This is a genomic window from Mycoplana sp. MJR14 (genome assembly GCF_029210525.1).
GTDB lineage: Bacteria > Pseudomonadota > Alphaproteobacteria > Rhizobiales > Rhizobiaceae > Mycoplana.
In genome coordinates this window covers 139,760-159,145 of the sequence record NZ_JARGEO010000011.1, presented here as the reverse complement: position 1 = coordinate 159,145, position 19,386 = coordinate 139,760, and the positions used below count along the sequence as shown (strand labels likewise).

Annotated in this window: 17 protein-coding genes and 1 riboswitch; of the genes, 11 read left to right on the top strand and 6 right to left on the bottom strand. The window is 68.3% G+C overall.

All coding sequences use genetic code 11. From position 1 onward, the window contains the following. Positions 1–11: 11 nt before the first annotated feature. From P0086_RS21520 to P0086_RS21510, 3 genes are all read left to right on the top strand, one after another. Positions 12–704 carry a ferredoxin gene (locus P0086_RS21520; protein ID WP_275789773.1) on the top strand — a complete coding sequence of 231 codons (693 nt, stop codon included), beginning with the start codon at positions 12–14 and terminating at the stop codon, positions 702–704. A gap of 66 nt (positions 705–770) precedes the next feature. After that, positions 771–980: a hypothetical protein gene (locus P0086_RS21515; protein WP_275789771.1), complete on the top strand. Its 210-nt coding sequence runs from the start codon at positions 771–773 to the stop codon at positions 978–980. Then, positions 977–1,720, top strand: coding sequence for a phosphodiester glycosidase family protein (locus P0086_RS21510; RefSeq protein WP_275789769.1), 744 nt, complete (start codon positions 977–979; stop codon positions 1,718–1,720). Before P0086_RS21515 ends, P0086_RS21510 begins: the two co-directional genes overlap by 4 nt. A 108-nt stretch (positions 1,721–1,828) precedes the next feature. Here P0086_RS21510 and P0086_RS21505 read toward each other — a convergent pair whose 3' ends face one another. From P0086_RS21505 to P0086_RS21480, 6 genes are all read right to left on the bottom strand, one after another. Next, complete coding sequence (locus tag P0086_RS21505) at positions 1,829–2,170, bottom strand: hypothetical protein (protein WP_112599578.1); 342 nt, start codon at positions 2,168–2,170, stop codon at positions 1,829–1,831. Between the two features lie 365 nt (positions 2,171–2,535). Continuing rightward, a complete protein-coding gene (bmt, locus tag P0086_RS21500) occupies positions 2,536–3,555 on the bottom strand; it encodes a betaine--homocysteine S-methyltransferase (RefSeq protein WP_148190379.1) in 1,020 nt (339 codons plus the stop codon). Between the two features lie 360 nt (positions 3,556–3,915). Beyond that, positions 3,916–4,965, bottom strand: a complete 1,050-nt coding sequence (locus P0086_RS21495) for a glycine betaine/L-proline ABC transporter ATP-binding protein (protein WP_112599580.1) — start codon at positions 4,963–4,965, stop codon at positions 3,916–3,918. Continuing rightward, on the bottom strand, positions 4,958–5,866 hold the full coding sequence (locus P0086_RS21490) for a proline/glycine betaine ABC transporter permease (RefSeq protein ID WP_112599581.1): 909 nt from the start codon (positions 5,864–5,866) through the stop codon (positions 4,958–4,960). Before P0086_RS21490 ends, P0086_RS21495 begins: the two co-directional genes overlap by 8 nt. 228 nt (positions 5,867–6,094) lie before the next feature. After that, positions 6,095–7,093, bottom strand: coding sequence for an ABC transporter substrate-binding protein (locus P0086_RS21485; RefSeq protein ID WP_112599582.1), 999 nt, complete (start codon positions 7,091–7,093; stop codon positions 6,095–6,097). A gap of 747 nt (positions 7,094–7,840) precedes the next feature. Beyond that, entirely contained in the window at positions 7,841–7,984 is a 144-nt protein-coding gene (locus P0086_RS21480; RefSeq protein WP_112599583.1) for a hypothetical protein, read from the bottom strand. 228 nt (positions 7,985–8,212) lie between these two features. Between P0086_RS21480 and P0086_RS21475 the strand changes: the two genes are divergently transcribed. The 8 genes from P0086_RS21475 (at position 8,213) to P0086_RS21440 (ending at position 19,380) form a co-directional block, all read left to right on the top strand. Continuing rightward, a complete protein-coding gene (locus P0086_RS21475; protein WP_275789761.1) occupies positions 8,213–9,673 on the top strand; it encodes a cobyric acid synthase in 1,461 nt (486 codons plus the stop codon). 182 nt (positions 9,674–9,855) lie between these two features. Continuing rightward, positions 9,856–11,628: a peptidoglycan-binding protein gene (locus tag P0086_RS21470; RefSeq protein ID WP_275789759.1), complete on the top strand. Its 1,773-nt coding sequence runs from the start codon at positions 9,856–9,858 to the stop codon at positions 11,626–11,628. A gap of 105 nt (positions 11,629–11,733) precedes the next feature. Next, a riboswitch (cobalamin riboswitch) is annotated at positions 11,734–12,043 on the top strand. 42 nt (positions 12,044–12,085) lie between these two features. After that, a complete protein-coding gene (locus tag P0086_RS21465; RefSeq protein WP_112599586.1) occupies positions 12,086–12,262 on the top strand; it encodes a CbtB-domain containing protein in 177 nt (58 codons plus the stop codon). 12 nt (positions 12,263–12,274) lie between these two features. Further along, positions 12,275–13,057 (top strand): CbtA family protein, encoded by a 783-nt coding sequence (locus P0086_RS21460; RefSeq protein WP_275789755.1) that lies wholly within the window; start codon positions 12,275–12,277, stop codon positions 13,055–13,057. Next, positions 13,057–13,584, top strand: coding sequence for a bifunctional adenosylcobinamide kinase/adenosylcobinamide-phosphate guanylyltransferase (gene cobU / locus P0086_RS21455; protein ID WP_112599588.1), 528 nt, complete (start codon positions 13,057–13,059; stop codon positions 13,582–13,584). The genes P0086_RS21460 and cobU overlap by 1 nt, the downstream gene beginning before the upstream one ends. Before the next feature lie 4 nt (positions 13,585–13,588). Further along, a complete protein-coding gene (gene cobW / locus P0086_RS21450; RefSeq protein WP_275789753.1) occupies positions 13,589–14,638 on the top strand; it encodes a cobalamin biosynthesis protein CobW in 1,050 nt (349 codons plus the stop codon). A 132-nt stretch (positions 14,639–14,770) separates the two neighbouring features. Beyond that, positions 14,771–18,994 (top strand): cobaltochelatase subunit CobN, encoded by a 4,224-nt coding sequence (gene cobN, locus P0086_RS21445; protein ID WP_275789751.1) that lies wholly within the window; start codon positions 14,771–14,773, stop codon positions 18,992–18,994. Further along, positions 18,991–19,380 carry a GFA family protein gene (locus P0086_RS21440; RefSeq protein WP_112600891.1) on the top strand — a complete coding sequence of 130 codons (390 nt, stop codon included), beginning with the start codon at positions 18,991–18,993 and terminating at the stop codon, positions 19,378–19,380. The genes cobN and P0086_RS21440 overlap by 4 nt, the downstream gene beginning before the upstream one ends. Positions 19,381–19,386: the final 6 nt, after the last annotated feature.

Sequence of the window (19,386 nt, the reverse complement as noted above, 5' to 3'; positions counted from 1 at the left end):
CCGAAGCCGAAATGACGGCGGGACGCCCCGCGACCGAGACGATCCGTGCGGCCTTGCGGCCGCACGGTCTTTTTTTGCGCGGCGTCGTGAACTTCGCCGACAGCGAGACGGCGCCGGCGCTGGTCGACGGCCGGCGGGCGGCGGGTGTCGTGCTGGTCGGCAATGTCGGCAGCGCGATCTGGCCGCACTTCCGCGCCTGGCAGCATGCGGCGCCGAAGCGCGGCGGCGACAATCCGCTGGATGCCTGGTCGAAGGCGGTGATCGGGCCGCTTGCGGCGGAGCTCGGCGCGACAGCCTATTTTCCCTCCGATCCGCCCTGGCAGCCGTTCCAGCAATGGGCGATGCGGGCCGAAGGATTGCGGGCCTCGCCGCTCGGTATCCTGATTCACCCCGTCTACGGCCTCTGGCACGGCTATCGCGGCGCGCTCGGCTTTCCCCATCCATTGGCGACCGAGGCGGCGTCGTCCGGCCCGCATCCCTGCGACAGCTGTCGCGACCGGCCCTGCCTCAACCGCTGTCCGGCCGGCGCGGTGACGGACGCGGGCTTCGACGTCGCCGCCTGCCGCGGGCACCTGCGCACGGAAGCCGGCCGGGAAGGCTGCATGGCCTCCGGCTGCCTCGCCCGCAGCGCCTGTCCGGTCGGCGCCGACTATCGCTACTGCGACGACCAGTTGCGCTTCCACATGGCGGCGCTGCAGCTTTGATTGCGGCGGAGCGGCGAAGATGCGAGGCTGACGGGCGATCTGGAGATTGTCATCGGGAGGGACGCCATGAAGCGTAGCGGATTAGAGCCGCCGGAGACGGCGGAACGGCGCCGCCGGTCCGGCGCATCGGTGCTGCACGCTCCAGTAGTCCCGGCGGTCCGCTCGCCCTTGCTTGCGGCGGCGGCGCGGCGTCAGCCGGAGGCCGCGCGGGACAGCGCTCAGGTGGACGACGACCAGGCCTTCGTCGTTCCGATCGCGGAACTCGACACCCCATGAAGCGCCGCCTGCTCGGCCTCGCGCTCGCCGCCTCGTCATTCGTCGCAGGCCCGGCCTCTGCGGCCTGCGAGGACATCCGCCATCTCGCCGACAGCTACATCGTCTGCACCTTCGATCCGGCGCGCGAGACGATCCGCGTCTACGGCGTGCCGGACGGTTCGAGCGCGCCGCTGACCTATGGCGCCGTGCGCGACATCCTGCGTCAGGATCGCGAGTTCCTCGTCTTCGGCATGAACGGCGGCATGTATCATCCGGGCTACTCGCCGGTCGGGCTCCTCGTCGAATACGGTCGCGAGCGCCATCCCCTGAACCGGGACGCAGGCGAGGGCAACTTCTTCCTCAAGCCGAACGGCGTCTTCTTCGTCGGGGAGGGCATGGCCGGCGTGATGGAGACGGACGCCTTTGCAAGGGCGCGGCCCGCGGTCCGGTTCGCCACCCAGTCGGGGCCGATGCTGGTCATAGACGGCCGCATCCATCCGCGTTTCCTGCCGGACAGCGACAGCCTCTACATACGCAACGGCGTCGGCATCCTGCCGGACGGACGGGTGGCGTTTGCGATCTCGCGAAACGCCGTGCGCTTCCACGACTTCGCCACGCTCTTTCGCGATGTGCTCGGCTGCCGCAACGCGCTCTTTCTCGACGGCAGCATTTCCAGCCTCTATGCGCCGGAGGTCAGGCGCAACGACCGGTTCTCGCGCATGGGGACGGTGATCGCCGTGGCGGGCGCGTTGCCTTATTGATGCACCGGTTCGTTCCGGCCCCGGGCGGGAGGGTGCGGCCGGTAGGCTCCGAGGCATGCGCCCGATGCTGGTCGGGAGGCTCTGCTGGTGCGGTTGCGGCCGGAAGGCTCAGACCTTGGGGTAGGCCCGGTCGAGGCCGCCCGAGCGGGTCAGGCCGGTGCGGAAGGCCTGGTGGGCGGCATGCTGGCTGGAGCGGGCGGCCTCCATCAGGCGCATCTGCAGGCGGGCGGGGGCGGCGTTGCCGAGCCATTCGCCGAGCTTCTCCAGCTTCAGCGAATTCAGGAACCGTCCCTCGGAGGCGCGGGCCAGATGCAGGTCGAGCCCGGCCAGAAGGTTCTCGTCCTGCGGCGGGTTCTCCATCAGCAGCCGGAGGAACGACTGGTCGGCCTCTCCCAGGGCCGACAGCTTTTCGGCGATCGTGTCCCGGTCGGGAAAGGCGGCTGCGTTCATCGGCTCGGTCTCCAGCGAATCTCTTTCGGAATCCCGGATAGTGGAGGGCGAGGGGGCGTGCAAGCGCGGAAATATGCGGACGCCCATGGAAAGGATGGCGATGTTGGCCGTCCTCTCCTCCCCATCGCGGAGAAGGTGGCGCGTAGCGCCGGACGCGGGGCGGCAGCGGTGCGGATGCCCCCTTCATCGCCTGGCATGCACTCGGCACATCTCCCGGCAGGGGAGAAGAGAGCTTGGGCCGCAAGCGCCACGTCCCGCTTGCGGTGCGAGCGTCATAGTCAGGCGCCAGCCTTTCCTTGAGGGGGCGGAGCGACGCTCCGGGCCGGGTTGATCGTGCGCAGAATGACGGATCTGGCGCCGGCTGTTCAGCCCCGGCTGCGGCGGCCGCGTTCGCGCACCGGGGCGGCGGCTGCCTCGTCGGCGGTCTTGTTGCGCATCGGCCCGATCACCTCGATGATCGTTTCCAGCGTCGGGCGCTGGCGCGGCTCGTGGGCGTCGAGCGCCTGGCGCATGGCGGCGAGGTGCTCGCAGGAGGTGCCGCAGCAGCCGCCGATGATGCGGGCGCCGGCGTCGCGGGCGAGCCTGGCATATTCGGCCATCAGCGGCGGCGTGCCGGAATAGTGGATCTCGGCGCCGCGATATTCCGGGATGCCGCAGTTGCCCTTGACGACGATGGTCGCGGACGGATCGGCGCCGGTCATGTCGAGCAGCGAGGAGAGGATGTCGGAGGCGCCGACGCCGCAATTGGCGCCGACGGCGAGCGGACCGGCGCCGATGTCGCCGGCGACGGCGTGGATGTCCTTCGGATGCAGGCCCATCATCGTCTTGCCGGCGGTGTCGAACGAGCCGGTATAGACGAAGGGCAGGCCGACCCTGACGGCGGCCTCGGCGGCCGCACGGATCTCCTCGGGCGACGACATGGTCTCGATCCAGGCGACGTCGGCGCCGCCGGCCTTCAGGCCCTCGATCTGCTCGGCAAAGGCCGAAACAGCGTCGTCATAGGTCAGCGCGCCGAGCGGCACCAGGAGCTCGCCCGTCGGGCCGACGGAGCCTGCCACGATCACCTTGCGCGGCGCCTTGTCGGCAACGGCGCGGGCGATCTCGGCGGCGCGCTTGTTGAGCGCAAACACGCGATCCTGGGCGTGGTGCAGCTTGAGCCGGTGGCGGGTGCCGCCGAAGGTGTTGGTCAGGATGATGTCGGCGCCGGCGTCGACGAAATCCTGATGCAGCCTGGTGATGTTGTCGGGTTTGGCCTCGTTCCAGAGCTCCGGCGCCTCGCCGGCCTCCAGCCCCATGGCGAACAGCGAGGTGCCGGTGGCACCGTCGGCGAGCAGGAAGGGCTTTTCGGCGAGCAGCGCAGCAAGCGCATTGTTTTCGGTCGTCATCGGTTCAACTTTCCCGTCCATCCCCGGACCGGCGCGCGGTCGAAGGCATCGTGTCATCTCGGCGTGAGGTCATGCTTGCATTCAGATATAAAGATTTCTTTATGTCCTTGCAAGCGCTGAAGCGGGGTGAGGGCATGGCGCGGCGACCGGACTGACTGCGCCTATCGAGCTTGCGGGCGATTGCGGCGATGCCCGATGTCGCGGCCGGCCGCTGCATTGTCGTGACGTATCCGATTCCCGGCGGCATGTGTGCCACGGGTACGCTCACCGGTGCGGCAATGCGGCGCCGGGGGCAACGGGCAGGGCGCCCAAAAGCGGCGCCCTGCGAAGGCGATACGGCAAGGTCGTCGGTGCGGACGGTCAGGCCGCCCGCTGCGCCTCGTCGTGGCTGGTGGGGGTGACCATGGCGGCGATGATCGTATCGAGGGCGAGGGCGCCGGCCGGCCGCCCGGCCGCGTCGACCACGTGCGCGTTCGACTGGCCCGCCGCCGTCATCGCGCGGGCGGCGGCTTCCAGCACGGTGCCGCTTTCGATCGGCATGCCTTCCGGATTGCCGGAGAGCGGCTTCATGATCGTCTCGACGTTGATGACCCGGCCGCGGTTCACCTCCTTGACGAAGGCGGTGATGTAGTCGTCGGCGGGGTTCAGCACGATCTCCTGGCCTGTGCCCTGCTGGACGACGCGGCCGTCGCGCAGGATCGCGATCTTGTCGCCGAGGCGCAGCGCCTCGTCGAGGTCGTGGGTGATGAAGACGACGGTCTTCTTCAGTTCCTTCTGCAGATCGAGGAGCACGGTCTGCATGTCGACGCGGATCAGCGGGTCGAGCGCCGAATAGGCCTCGTCCATCAACAGGATCTCGGCGTCGTTGGTCAGCGCGCGGGCAAGCCCGACGCGCTGCTGCATGCCGCCCGAGAGCTGGTTCGGATAGTGGTGCTCGAAGCCCGAAAGCCCGACGCGCTCGATCCAGTAGCGCGCGCGCTTCTCGCTTTCGGCCGCAGGCACGCCCTGGATCTCGAGGCCGTAGACCGTGTTCTCGACGACGGTGCGGTGCGGCAGCAGCGCGAATTTCTGGAACACCATCGCGGTCTTGTGGCGGCGGAAGTCGCGCAGGTCGCGCTCGTTCATGCGACAGACGTCGACGCCGTCGTAGAGCACTTCGCCGGAGGTCGGCTCGATCAGCCGGTTGATGTGGCGGATCAGGGTCGACTTGCCGGAGCCCGAAAGGCCCATCACCACCATGACGCCGCCGGCGGGCATGGCGATGTTGATGTCCTGCAGGCCGAGCACGTGGCCGTACTGGGCATTCAGATCGGTCTTGGAGAGCCCTGCCTTGACCTGGTCGATATAGTCGGCGCCGCGCGGGCCGAAGATCTTGTAAAGGCTCTTGATTTCGATGGCGTGACTAGCCATGGATTACCTCCGAATGCTTCTGCAGCCGCTTGCCAAAGGCCTGGCTGGTACGGTCGAAAATGATGGCGATCGCAACCAGTGCGAAGCCGTTGAGAAAGCCGACGGTGAAGAACTGGTTGTTGATGGCGCCGAGCACGTTCTTGCCGAGCCCGCCGACACCCACCATCGAGGCAACCACCACCATCGCCAGCGACATCATGATGGTCTGGTTGATGCCGGCCATGATCGTCGGCAGCGCCAGCGGGATCTGGACGTTCTTCAGCTTCTGCCAGCCGGACGAGCCGAAGGCGTCGGCCGCTTCGAGAACCTCCTTGTCGACGAGGCGGATGCCGAGGTTAGTGAGCCGGATCATCGGCGGCACGGCGTAGATGACGACGGCGATCATGCCGGGCACCTTGCCGATGCCGAAGATCATGACGACGGGGATGAGGTAGACGAAGCTCGGCATCGTCTGCATGACGTCGAGGACCGGGTTGACGACCGCCTGCACCCGGTCGAAGCGCGCCATCAGGATGCCGATCGGAATGCCGAGCAGGATAGCGAAGATGGTGCAGACGGTGGTCATGGCGAGCGTGACCATGGCATCGTTCCACAGCCCGAACAGACCGATGAAATACATGGCGAGGGCGGTGCCGATCGTGACCCGCAGGCTGCGGCTGCCGAGGTAGACGATGACGAGCATCACGATCAGGATGATCGGCCAGGGCGAGGTGACGAAGAGCCGCTCGAGATAGTTCAGGAAGACCTGCAGCGGCTGGACGGCGGCGTCGATGATCGAGCTGTAGGAGCGGACGAAGCCGCGGAAGCCGTCGTCGATCGTCTTGCGGCCGGCGCGTATGGTCGTGTCGCTGAGCGCGGGAAACTTGCAAAGCAGTGCCGGCAAGTAGTCGCACAGTGCCATATCAATCCCCTTTTATTTTCGCCGGCGGTGGCTTCAGGCGGCCGCGCTCGTGGCGTTCGCGTCCATGCCCGTCGTTGTGCTTCTTCGCACCGGCTTTTCGTTATCCTTGTCTTTTCCCATGAACCGCCGTTGCATCATGTACTGATTGCGACCTTGCGTTTTCCATTTGCCGGGCAACGAAAAAGGGCCGCCGGCCATGCGCCGCCGGCCCCGTCGCAAAACGGCAGCTCAGAGGGAGGCCTTGACCTTCTCGGCGACCTCGGGGGTGACCCACTTGGTCCACATTTCCTCGTTGGTCTCCAGGAAATGCTTGGCGCCGTCCTCGTTGGTGCCCTGGTTGTCGACCATCCAGGCGAGCACCTTGCCGACCGTCTGGTTGTCCCACTGGCGCGTCTTCATGTAGTCCATGGCGACGCCGGCCTTTTCGGCGAAGGCCTTGGTCACCACGGTGTAGACGTCGGAGACCGGGTAGGCGTTGACCTTCGGGCTCGGGCAGTCGGGAATGGCGGTGCAGGCGTCCCATTCCTTCTTGTCGTGCTCGACGCCGAAGGAGAGCTTGGTCATCTCGTACTTGCCGAGGATGGCGGTCGGCGCCCAGTAGTAGCCGAGCCAGCCGGTCTTGTTCTCGAAGGCGTTGGCGATCGAGCCGTCGAGGCCGGCGGCGGAGCCGGTGTCGATCAGGTCGAAGCCGGCGCCTTCGGCGTTCAGCGCCTTGTAGAGGTTGGCGGTGGAGACCTGGCAGTTCCATCCCGACGGGCAGTTGTGGACCGCGGCGCGTGAGGGATCCTCAGGGGCGGGGAAGAGCTCGGGGTGCTTCAGCGCGTCCTGCACGGTCTTGATGTCGGGGTGGGCGTCGGCCAGGAACTTCGGGATCCACCAGCCCTCGACGCCGCCTTCCGACAGCAGCGGCGCCGCCTGGATGAGCCGGCCCTCGGCGATCGCCGCATCGAGCGCGGTGCGCACCGAATTGACCCAGAACTCGGGGGCGACGTCCGGTTCGCCCTTCTCGTTCATGGCGGTGAAGGTCGGCATCGTGTCGCCGGTGACGAGCGTCACCGTGCAGCCGTAGCCGTTTTCGAGAATGATCTTGTCGACATAGGCGGCAACGCCGGCCGAAGCCCAGTTCATCTCGGCAATGGAAACGCTGCCGCAATCGGCAGCCTGCGCCGTGCCGGCGCCGGCATAGAGGCCGGCGGCGAGGACGGTTGAAGCGAGCAGCTTCTTCATGATCTTGTTATCTCCCAGTCTGAAGGCAGCAATTCATCCGGGGCGGGTCAGGGCACTGCAACACCTGGCTGCCCGATCGATTACAGTCTGCAGGCAGGACCGAACACGCCGTCAGGCCGCTCGCCATCCTGCTCTCGGCGACACTGGTTTTGTCGTCTTGCGGCGGAACCCTGTCACCGCAAGAGCTTATTTCGTCGCTGGAGGCAGCGTAAGGATTCCGACAAAGAAATCAACCGCCGAGGGAGGATGGAAGGCCGACGGCGGCGCGCTGCGGGATGTGCGGATGCCGCATTTGCGGCAGGAGCGCGATCAAAAAATGAGCTTTTGCTCACCGCTGGGCATGCCCTGGTATCGCGCTGGTCGCAAACGGATATGCGGGTAGCCCGATCGGGACAAATGCTGTCCTGAATACGCCGCAGGCAGCTTTCCGGAAAAAAACGTCGCTTTCGCTCTAAAAATGCGCAAATCGCGTCTGGCGAGGCGCGCGATAACCATCCGGTAACGATGTCAGGCTATCAATCGGCGTGCGCAGGCAATCCCTGCCGGCCCCGGGTCAGGTAGTGCGTACCGGGGTCGATCTTTCGCCGGTGCGTTCTGCCGGTGTCGTCCGCGTATCGGACCGGCCGTGGAGCGTCCGCAGGGCGGTCCGCGGCTCTTGCCGTCTTTCTCTCGCCGATTGTCGTCCCGACAAAGAAAAACGCCCCCGCTTTCGCAAGGGCGCCCGTTGCTCGTTCCGTTCGGTGAGGCTCAGCCGACGTTGCGGGTCCGCACGATGCTGAGCGGGCCGAGCGGGGTCTCGGCGACCAGGTTGCGCACGCGCGACTGGCGCTCGGGAGCCTTGCCGTTCCAGGCGATCTGAACGAAATTGGGCTTGCTGAAGATGAACAGCATTGTCTTGGGTCCTTGGGGTTTCCGGCGGCGGTTTTCTCCGCTGCTCCGATCCCTGCCGTATAGGCCCGGCGCGGGCCGGAACCGCGATTGCCGCCGCCATCGCATGTCGCAAACGGAACATGCATATCAGCACTTTTGTCGCAGGCCGCCGAGCGCCGCGCCGCCTGTGTCCTCATCGCGGCGCTTTCAGGCCTTTGCGGTGCCCCGGCGCGGTGCTAGGGAAGCGGCATGACACGAAAGATCATGTTGCAGGGAACCGGCTCCGATGTCGGAAAAACGGTACTGGTCGCAGGACTGTGCCGGATCGCCTCGAACCGCGGACTGAGGGTGCGGCCGTTCAAGCCGCAGAACATGTCGAACAACGCCGCCGTCTCCGACGACGGCGGCGAGATCGGGCGGGCGCAATGGCTGCAGGCGATGGCGGCGCGCACGCCCTCATCGGTGCACATGAACCCGGTGCTTCTGAAGCCGCAATCCGACACCGGCAGCCAGATCGTCGTCCAGGGCCGCGTGTTCGGCCAGGCGAAGGGGCGGGACTACCAGGCGCTGAAGCCGAGGCTGATGGATGCGGTGATGGAGAGCTTCGAGCGCGTCTGTTCGGATGCCGATCTCGTCGTCGTCGAGGGGGCCGGCTCGCCCGCCGAGATCAACCTGCGCGCCGGCGACATCGCCAACATGGGCTTTGCGACCCGGGCGGGCGTTCCGGTGGTGCTGGTCGGCGATATCGATCGGGGCGGGGTGATCGCCTCGCTGGTCGGCACGAAGGCGATCCTGCCGCCGGAGGATCGGGCCATGGTCTCGGGCTACCTGATCAACAAGTTCCGCGGCGACATCAGCCTGTTCGACGACGGCATTGCGGCGATCGGGCAGCACACCGGCTGGCCCTGCCTCGGCGTCGTGCCCTGGCTGAAGCACGCCCGGCAACTGCCGCCGGAAGACTCGGTGGTGCTGGAGCGGCTGGCCTCCGGCCGGCCCGGCGCCTTGAAGGTGGCGGTGCCGGTGCTGCCGCGCATCGCCAATTTCGACGATCTCGATCCGCTGGCGCAGGAGCCGGACGTGGAGCTCGTCTTCGTTCGCGCCGGCGAGCGGCTGCCGGCGGATGCCGGCCTCGTCATCCTGCCGGGTTCGAAATCCACCATCGGCGACCTGAAGGATTTTCGCGCGCAGGGCTGGGACCGGGACCTCGCGCTGCATCACCGGAGGGGCGGGCGGATCATCGGCATCTGCGGCGGCTACCAGATGCTCGGCCGGTCCGTGCACGACCCGCTGGGAATCGAAGGCAGCGACCGGGCGGTGGAAGGGCTCGGCCTGCTCGACGTCGAGACCGAGATGGCGCCGGAAAAGACGGTGCGCAACAGCCGCGCGCACTCGCTTGCCTATGACGTCCCGCTTGCGGGCTACGAGATCCATCTCGGCCGGACCACCGGACCCGACTGCGCGCGGCCGCCCGTGGCCATCGACGGCAGGGGCGACGGGGCGACGTCGGCGGACGGCCGGGTCTTCGGCACCTATCTGCACGGCTTCCTGTCGAGCGACGCCTTCCGCAGCCGGCTGCTTGCGGAATTCGGGATCGCCGGCGGCGGCTTCGACTACCGAGGGGCGGTGGACGAGGCGCTCGACGGGGTCGCTGCCGAGCTGGAGGCGGTGCTCGATCACAAGTGGCTTTCGACGCTGATGGAAAGTGATTGAGGGCCCCGATTAATAAGGGACGGTGAGACGTCTTTTCCGGCGGGTGGCGAAGCGGTTTCGTCATCTTCGTCGGTTAAGGTTACCACCAAAGTTGCGCCAGAATCCGATGCAAGGACCTTGAGGGCCATCGCCTCGCCGCTATCTGTCGGGGGATGTCGCATGCGATCGAAAGGGAAATTCGAATGACCAGTGGCCGGTTTGCGAAACTCGGGTGGGCGGGGCTGATCGGGCTTGCGATCGCCGGCGGACCGGCGGCACAGGCGGCCGAGACCAAGCCGCCCGTCAGCGCCAGCAAGCGCTGGGAGAACGAGTTTTCCCTCTGGCAGAAGGTGTCCTCCAGCAGCGACCCGGCGGGCTACGAGACCTATCTGAAGGACTATCCGAACGGCACCTTTGCCTCGATGGCCCGGCTCAGGCTGGCCGAGCTGAACGCCAAGGGCGTGGGCGGTGCTGCAGGCGCGGGCGACCAGAAGCCGCAGGATCCCTCGGTTGCCGCCACCGCCGCCGCCTCGGACAAGGAAAAGGCAGAGGCCGCACGCAAGGCCGACGAGGCCGCGCGGCTGAAGGCCGAGCAGGAGGCGAGGGTCGCGGCCGAAAAGCAGCGGGCGGAAGAGGAGCGGCTGGCCGCGGAAGCCGAACGCAAACGCGTGGAAGAGGCCGAGCGGCAGCGCAAGGAAGAGCAGGCGCGGGCCGAGGCCGAAGCCAGGCGTGCCGCCGAGGCAAAGGCCGAAGCCGAACGGCAGGCGGCCGAGGCCGAGCGCAAGCGCGCCGCCGAAGCGGCGGAGGCGGAACGGCTGAGGGCCGAGCAGGAGGCGAAGGCCGAGCAGGCCCGGCTGAAGGCGGAAGCGGAAGCAAAGGCTGCGGCGGAAGCCAAGGCTCAGGCCGAGGCGGCCGCTGCCGCGCGGGCCGAGGCGGAACGGGCGGAAGCGGAACGGGCAGCTGCGGAAGCCGAAGCTGAACGCGCACGCGCGCTCGCCGCTGAACAGGCCGAGAAGGCGAAGGCCGAGGAAGAGGCCCGTGCCGCCGCGGAAGCGCAGGCGCGGGAGGATGCCGCCGCTGCCGAAAAGGCCAAGGCCGAGGCGGCAGCGGCCGAGGCTGACGCGGAGCGGGCAAATGCGGAAGCTGCGAGCGCAGCACCGCCTGTCGCCGACGGCAGCGTGGCCGACGCGCTCGACACCGAGGCGCTTCCCACCGATGGCGATGCCGCTGCGACCGCCGCGGCGAACCCGGACGGCGCCCCGGCAGCCGACGGGGAGGCCGAGCGGCTGGCCCGCCGCGAGGACAACAGCTGGAGCCGTGCCGTGCTGAACGGCCGGCCGCAGGCGTTCGAGAGCTACCTGCGCGAATTCCCGCAAGGCCGTTTTGCCGACGAGGCGCGCCAGCGTCTCGCCGCGCTGGAAAAGGGCGGCAACACAGCCGGCAGCGAAGAGGCTCCGGGCGACGTCGCTACCCGGGAGCCTGCCATCAACGCGCCCGCCACGGCTGCGCCTCTCGGAGCCGGAACGGAGCCGCTCGTGCGTCAGTCGCCGGCTGCGCCCGGCCAGCAACCGAAGGTCTACCAGACGCCGGCCGACGTGCGCGAGGCCTATCTCGACACGGGCACGCGCGCGCAGTCCCAGCGCTGGCTGAGCGCGCTCGGCTACGGCACCGGCGGGGCGGACGGCGTCTTCGGGCCGCGCACGCGTGCTGCGATCGCCGCCTGGCAGCGCTCGGCCGGCTATGCTCCGGACGGCTACCTGACGCGCAAGCAGTACCGCGAATTGCGCCAGTCGGCACGCTTTGCCGAGGCCCGCAGCCGCGAATACGTCGCCCGCCAGCGCGCCCGGCGCGACCGCTACTACAATGACGGCTATGGCGTCTACGAGGGGCCGGTCGACGGCTACTACCTCGAAGGCCCGGTCGGGGGCGGCTACGGCCCGAGCGGCGACCTGACGATCAGCGGACCGGGCTACTGAGCGACCAGGGCACCTGATCGAGCATCCGCCGCGGCGACGCATTCGACGCGGCGGACGCCGTTTCCTGCCAATTGACTTCCATCCTGCTCAGGCATAATCATCGCCACTATTGGAAGGTGCGCCGGTCCAGTGATGGACGGGCGCTTAAATGGGAACGTGACGGGGTGGACCCAATCAGGGCGCTCCAATCACGGCCGACCCCGCGACTGTAGAGTGGCGAGGCCTATCCGACCGGTCGTTGCGACCGGAAAAGCCACTGGGTGGCGGCATGATGAACCGGGGTCTGGACGCCTCTATTTCTACGAATCGTCCGCCTTTCATGCCGCGCTCCACCCGGGAAGGCGAGGATGGGCCGCAGGCGCAATTGCGCCCGACGCCGCGAGCCAGGAGACCTGCCGGCCAATGAGGGCATGGTGCCCGACCTGGGGATTTCCCCGTTGCCAGCACGGAGGTTGTCATGGCTGCTTCGAACGTCTCTTCTGTTTCGCTTTCCCTCAACGATCGTCTTTATGCCGGTCTCTTTGCGCTTCTCGTCGGCGGATTTCTGGTATTCGGCGCAGGCCTTGCCAATTCGTCCGTGCTGCACGACACCGCACACGATACCCGCCACTCCTACGGCTTTCCCTGCCACTGAGGAGTTGACGTCATGATCGTGAAGTATCTCCTGGCCGCTCTGGTGGCCGGGCTGTTCTCCGGCGCCCTGATGACGGTCGCCCAGGAGGCGCGCGTCATTCCGCTCATTCTGCATGCCGAGGAATACGAGGGTGGCGAGGCGGAGCCTGCCGCGCCCGCGGCGACCGGCACCGAGGTTCAGCCGGAGGCGGAGCATTCCTCGCTGCGCATCGGCGCGGCGCTGTCGGAGGTCGCGGCCTATCTGTCGCCGATCTCGGTCGCCTATGCCCATGAGGGCGAGCATGAGGAGGGCGGCATCATGTTCGGCATGAGCCGCTTTTCCGGGACCCTGCTCGCCAATCTCGTGACCGGCGCCGGCTTCGCCCTGCTTCTGGCGGGCGTCAGCCTTGTGACGGGCAATGCGATCACGGTTGCCAACGGTGCGCTCTGGGGTGCTGCCGGCTGGCTCGCCGTCCATCTCTTGCCGTCGATCGGCCTGCCGCCGGAGCTTCCGGGCTTTCCGGCAGCCGAGCTCGGCGACCGGCAGGTCTGGTGGGTCGCGACCGTGGTGCTATCGGCCGTCGGGCTGTATCTCGTGATCCTGAAGGACGGGTTTGCGGCGAAGGTCGCGGGCATCGCGCTGATCGCGGCGCCGCAGGTCTACGGCGCGCCGCAGCCGGCCGATATCGCCAGCAACGTGCCGGCCGTGCTGGGGGCGGAGTTCGCCGTGGCCGCACTCGCCACGACGCTGTTCTTCTGGATCGTGCTCGGCCTGTCGCTGGGCTACGCCAACGAGAAGATCGCAAAGGCAGACTGATGAAAACGACATCGCCCGGAGCCGTCCTGGTTCTGGGCGGTGCGCGTTCCGGAAAATCCGCATTCGCCGAAAGGCTGGCTGCGGAGAGCGGACTTGCCAAGCACTACATCGCCACCGGCCGCGCCTGGGACGACGAGATGCGCGCGCGGATCGACCAGCACAAGGCCCAGCGCGGCAGCCATGGCTGGGTGACGCACGAGGAGCCGCTGGCGCTGCCGGAGCGCATCAACGACACGGCGCGCGAGGACCGGGTGCTGCTCGTCGATTGCCTGACGCTGTGGGTGACGAACCTGATGCTCGAAAAGCACGACATGGCGGCAGCCTTCGACGATCTCGCCGCCGCCGTCGTCACCGCGCCCGGGCGGCTCATCTTCGTCTCCAACGAGGTCGGGCTCGGGATCGTCCCGGACAACCAGATGGCGCGCGAATTCCGCGACCACGCCGGCAGGCTGCACCAGCAGGTGGCGCAGCTCGCTTCCGAAGTCTATTTTGTCGCGGCAGGCCTGCCGCTGAAAATGAAGGGTTGAGCCCATGCTCCAGCAAAAGATCCCCGCCACCGTCATCACCGGTTTCCTCGGTGCGGGCAAGACGACGATGATCCGCAACCTGCTGCAGAACGCCAACGGCCGGCGGATTGCGCTGATCATCAACGAGTTCGGCGATCTCGGCGTCGACGGCGACGTGCTGAAGGGCTGCGGTGCGGAGGCCTGCAGCGAGGACGACATCATCGAGCTCACCAACGGCTGCATCTGCTGCACCGTCGCCGACGACTTCATCCCGACCATGTCGAAGCTTTTGGAGCGCGAGAACCGCCCCGACCATATCGTCATCGAGACCTCCGGCCTGGCGCTGCCGCAGCCGCTGGTCGCCGCCTTCAACTGGCCGGAGATCAAGACGCAGGTGACGGTGGACGGCGTGGTGACCGTCGTGGACAGCGCCGCCGTCGCCGCCGGGCGTTTCGCCGACGACCATGACCGCGTGGACGCGCTGCGCGTCAACGACGACAACCTCGACCACGAGAGCCCGCTGGAGGAACTGTTCGAGGACCAGCTGACCGCCGCCGACCTGATCGTGCTCAACAAGACCGACCTGATCGACGCCGCCGGGCTGAAGACGGTGCGCGACGAGGTCGCCGCCCGGATCTCCCGCAAGCCGACAATGATCGAGGCGAGGAACGGCGACGTCGCCGCCGCCGTCCTGCTCGGGCTCGGCGTCGGCACCGAGGACGACATCAAGAACCGCAAGTCGCACCACGAGCTGGAACACGAGAACGGCGAGGCGCACGATCACGACGAGTTCGACAGCTTCGTCGTCGAAGTCGGTGCTGTCGCCGATCCGGCCGCCTTCGTCGAGCGGCTGAAGGGCGTGATCGCCGAGCACGACGTGCTGCGCGTCAAGGGCTTTGCCGACGTGCCCGGCAAGCCGATGCGGCTCCTGATCCAGGCGGTCGGCAGCCGCATCGACCAGTATTTCGAGCGCGCCTGGGCGCCGGGCGAGACCCGCGGCACCCGCCTCGTCGTCATCGGCCTGCACGACATGGACGAACAGGCCGTGCGCGCGGCGATCGCCGCTGCGGTGTGATCCGGGCATGGGGGCGCGGCCACATCGCTCGCCGCGGCCTGCGTCGCATCTGCGAGCGGGCGGGAGCGGGCGGGCCGGGCCGGACGATCCTCGGGCCGGGGATGATTGCGGCGGACGGATGGAGGGGAGCGCATGCACCTGCTCTTAGCCCAGAAGGGGACGATCGCCGACGGCAAGGAGGCGATCGATCTCGGACAATCGCCGGGCGAGGTCCTGTTCCTGTCGGCGGCGGATACCGAGCTTGCGTCGATCGCCGCCGCCCATAGCGGCCGGCGCACGGCGACACGCCTGCGGCTTGCCAGCCTTGCCGCGCTCAGCCACCCGATGTCGGTCGACACCTATGTCGAGCGGACGGCGCGGCATGCGCGGCTGATCGTCGTGCGCGCGCTCGGCGGCGCCAGCTATTTCCGCTACGTGCTCGAGGCGCTGCATGCGACCGCGGTGGCGAACGACATCGCGCTCGTGGCGCTGCCGGGCGACGACCGGCCGGACGACGGGCTGGCGCCGTTCAACCGGATTGCGGACGAAGACCGGCTGCGGCTCTGGGCCTATCTCACCGAGGGCGGCGCGGAGAATGCCGGCCGCTTCCTCGCCTATGCCGACGCGCTCGTCTTCGGCGGCGACAGGCCGGCACCGGCGGTGCCGCTTTCAAAGGCCGGCATCTGGTGGCCGGGGCGGGGTGTCGTCGATATCGCGACATGGAGTGAGGTTTGCCCCTCACCCCAGCCCTCTCCCCGTGAACGGGGAGAGGGGGCGGTTGCGGCCGCCGACGGCTCCCCTTCGCCCCGCTTGCGGGGAGAAGGTGCCCGAAGGGCGGATGAGGGGCTTTCGGACGCGACCGGTGTGCCCGCGGCACCCCCCTCTGTCCTGCCGGACATCTCCCCCTCAAGGGGGGAGATCGGGCCACCGCGGGTCGTTGCGGGCGTGGAGAGCGCCGTGATCGACGCAAGAAGGCACAATTCGGCTGTCTTGCAACAGCAAACCACGGTCGAAGGTCCGCAGACTTCAGCTTTGCCTGGCGGGCGGGCCGCGGCTCCATCGATCTCCCCCCCCCTCGAGGGGGAGATGCCCGGCAGGGCAGAGGGGGGCGATCTCGCGCAGGGACAACTGAGTGCTGCGGCGGGACGCGTGGCTGCGGGCCCGGCATCCGGTCCGCCAACCGTCGCCATCTGCTTCTATCGCGCCTATGTCCAGAGCGGCGAGACGCGGCCGGTGGAGCTTCTCGTCGAGGCGCTGGCGGCCGAGGGCGTACGGGCGCTGCCGGTGTTCGTCTCCAGCCTCAAGGATCCCGCGTCGATCGAGACCGTCCGGGCCGCCTTTGCGGCCGCCCGTCCCGAGGTCGTGCTGAACGCCACGAGTTTCGCCGTCTCCGCGCCCGGCGCCCATCGCAAGCCGACGGTCCTGGACGAGGCCGGTGCGCAGGTGTTGCAGGTGATCTTTTCCGGCTCCTCCCGCGAGGCCTGGCAGGCGTCCGGACAGGGGCTGACGGCGCGCGACCTCGGCATGAACGTGTCGCTGCCGGAGGTGGACGGACGGGTGCTGTCGCGGGCGGTCTCGTTCAAGGCGGCGGCGCGCTGGGACGCGGCGGTGGAGACCAACATCGTCAGCCTCGAACCGGCCGAGGACCGGATCCGGTTTTCGGCACGGCTTGCGGCCAACTGGGCGCGGCTGCGCCGCGCCCAGGCTGCCGAAAGGCGCATCGCGCTCGTCATGGCCAACTATCCCGACCGGGACGGGCGGCTCGGCAACGGCGTCGGGCTGGATACGCCGGCAGGCACGCTTCAGATCCTGCGCGCCATGCAGGGCGAGGGCTATGCGACCGGCGAACTGCCGGCCGACGGTGACGCGCTGATGGCGCATCTGATGGCCGGGCCGACCAATGCGGCGCGCGACGGCCGCGAGATCCGCGAGACGCTTTCCCTGAGCGACTACAGGCGCTTCTTCGCGACACTTCCGAAATCGGTTCAGGACGAGGTGACGGCCCGCTGGGGTGCGCCCGAGGCCGATCCCTTCGTGACGGGCGACGTCTTCGCGCTGCCGCTCGCCCGCTTCGGCGAAACACTGGTCGGCATCCAGCCGGCCCGCGGCTACGGCATCGATCCGAAGGAGACCTATCATTCCCCGGACCTCGTGCCGCCGCACGGCTACTTCGCCTTCTATGCCTATCTGCGCGCGGTCCGTGGCGTCCATGCCATCGTTCATGTCGGCAAGCACGGCAACCTCGAATGGCTGCCGGGCAAGGCGCTCGCCCTGTCGGAGGCCTGCTATCCGGAGGCCGTGTTCGGGCCGGTGCCGCATCTCTATCCGTTCATCGTCAACGATCCGGGCGAAGGCACGCAGGCCAAGCGCCGCTCCGCCGCCGTCATCATCGACCATCTGACGCCGCCGCTGACGCGGGCGGAGAGCTATGGCCCGCTGAAGGACCTGGAGGCGCTGGTCGACGAATATTACGACGCCTCCGGCGGCGACCCGCGGCGGCTCCGGCTGCTCAGCCGGCAGATCCTCGATCTCGTGCGCGACATCGGCCTCGACCAGGATGCGGGGATCGCGAAATCCGACGGCGAGCAGACGGCGCTGCAGAAGCTCGACGCCTATCTCTGCGACCTGAAGGAGATGCAGATCCGCGACGGCCTGCACGTCTTTGGCGTATCGCCGTCGGGCCGGCTCCTGACGGACCTGACGCTGGCTCTGGCGCGTGTGCCGCGCGGTCTCGGCGAGGGCGGCGACGCCAGCCTGCAGCGGGCGATCGCGGCGGATGCGCTGGGCGAAGCGACGGTGCTTCCTTCGCCGACCACATCGCTTGAGGCGCCCACTCGACCATCCGCCTTCGACCCGCTCGATTGCGTCCCCTCGGCGCCATGGACCGGTCCGCGACCGGACATTCTCGCCGGCCTTTCCGACGCCCCGTGGCGGTCTGCCGGCGATACGGTCGAGCGGATCGAACTGCTGGCGGCGAAGCTCGTTTGCGGCGCGGTACCGTGCCCGGAGGGCTGGGATGCCACGAGGGCGGTGCTGGGTGAGGTCGACGCGACGATCCGCCCGGCGATCGAAGCCTGCGGCGCGGCCGAGATGGCGGCGCTGATGCGCGGGCTGGATGGCCACTTTGTCGAGCCGGGGCCTTCCGGCGCGCCGACCAGGGGACGGCCGGATGTGCTGCCGACCGGGCGGAACTTCTATTCCGTCGACAGCCGCGCCGTGCCGACGCCCGCCGCCTGGGAACTGGGTCGGAAGTCGGCGGAGCTGCTGGTGACGCGCTATGCGCAGGACCATGGCGAATGGCCCACGGCGTTCGGCATCACCGCCTGGGGCACGTCGAACATGCGCACCGGCGGCGACGACATCGCCCAGGCGCTCGCCCTGATCGGCGCAAAACCGGTATGGGATACGCTGTCGCGGCGGGTGACCGGCTACGAGATCATTCCGCCCGCCCTGCTGCGCCGGCCGCGGGTCGACGTCACGCTGCGCATCTCCGGCTTCTTCCGCGACGCTTTTCCCGAGCAGATCGCGCTGTTCGACCGCGCGGTGCGCGCGATCGGCGCGCTCGACGAGGACAGTGCGGACAATCCGATCGCAGCGCGGATGCGGGCCGAGGCCGCAGCCCTTGCTGCCGACGGCGCCAGCGCGGGCGAGGCGGTCGCCAGGGCCGGATACCGCGTCTTCGGGGCCAAACCGGGCAGCTACGGCGCCGGCCTGCAGACGATGATCGACGAAGGGCTGTGGCAGGATCGGGGCGATCTCGCCGAGGCGTGGCTCGCCTGGGGCGCGCATGCCTATGCCGGCGAGGGCGAGGATGTTTCCAGCCGCGACCGGCTGGAGGCGCGGATGAGGAGCCTGCAGGCGATTATCCAGAACCAGGACAACCGCGAGCACGATCTGCTCGACAGCGACGAATACTACCAGTTCGAGGGCGGGATGGCGGCGGCGGTCGCGCACCTGACGGGGGCGCAGCCGACGGTCTACCACAACGACCATTCGCGCCCGGAAAAGCCCGTCGTGCGCACCCTCGACGACGAGATCGGGCGTGTGGTCCGCGCCCGCGTCGTCAATCCGAAGTGGATCGAGGGCGTGATGCGCCACGGCTACAAGGGTGCCTTCGAGCTGGCGGCGACCGTCGACTTCATGTTCGCCTTCGCCGCGACGACCGGGGCGGTGAAAGACCATCATTTCGAAGCGGTCTACAAGGCGTATATTCTGGACGAGCGCGTGCGCGCCTTCATGGCCGAGAAGAACCCGGCGGCGCTGAAGGAGATGTCCGACCGTCTGGTCGAGGCGATCGACCGTCGACTGTGGGCGCCGCGCTCCAATTCGGCGCGGTTCGAACTGGGAGAGATCGCCGGGGACAGGAGGGCGTCATGAGCGGCCTTTCCGGACGCTGCCTGTGCCGATCGGTGCGCTATCGCGTTTCCGGCCCGATCATCCACACCGGCCATTGCCACTGCGAGAGCTGCCGGCGGGCGACGTCCTCGCCGGTGACGAGCTTTTTCTGCGTCGCGACTGCGGATGTCGCCTTCGAAGGGGAGGCGTTGCGCCACTTTGCCTCCTCGCCCGGGGTGTCGCGCGGTTTCTGCGGCAATTGCGGCTCGCCGATGAGCTTTGCGACGGACAAGCGGCCCGGCGAGATCGATCTCTACGTCGCCACGCTCGACGATGCCTCGGGCGTGACCGTCAGCCAGCACTGGTTCTGGAGCGAGCGGGTCGCCTGGCTTTCCTGCGACGACGACCTGCCCAAGCATGACAATTGAGGAGCA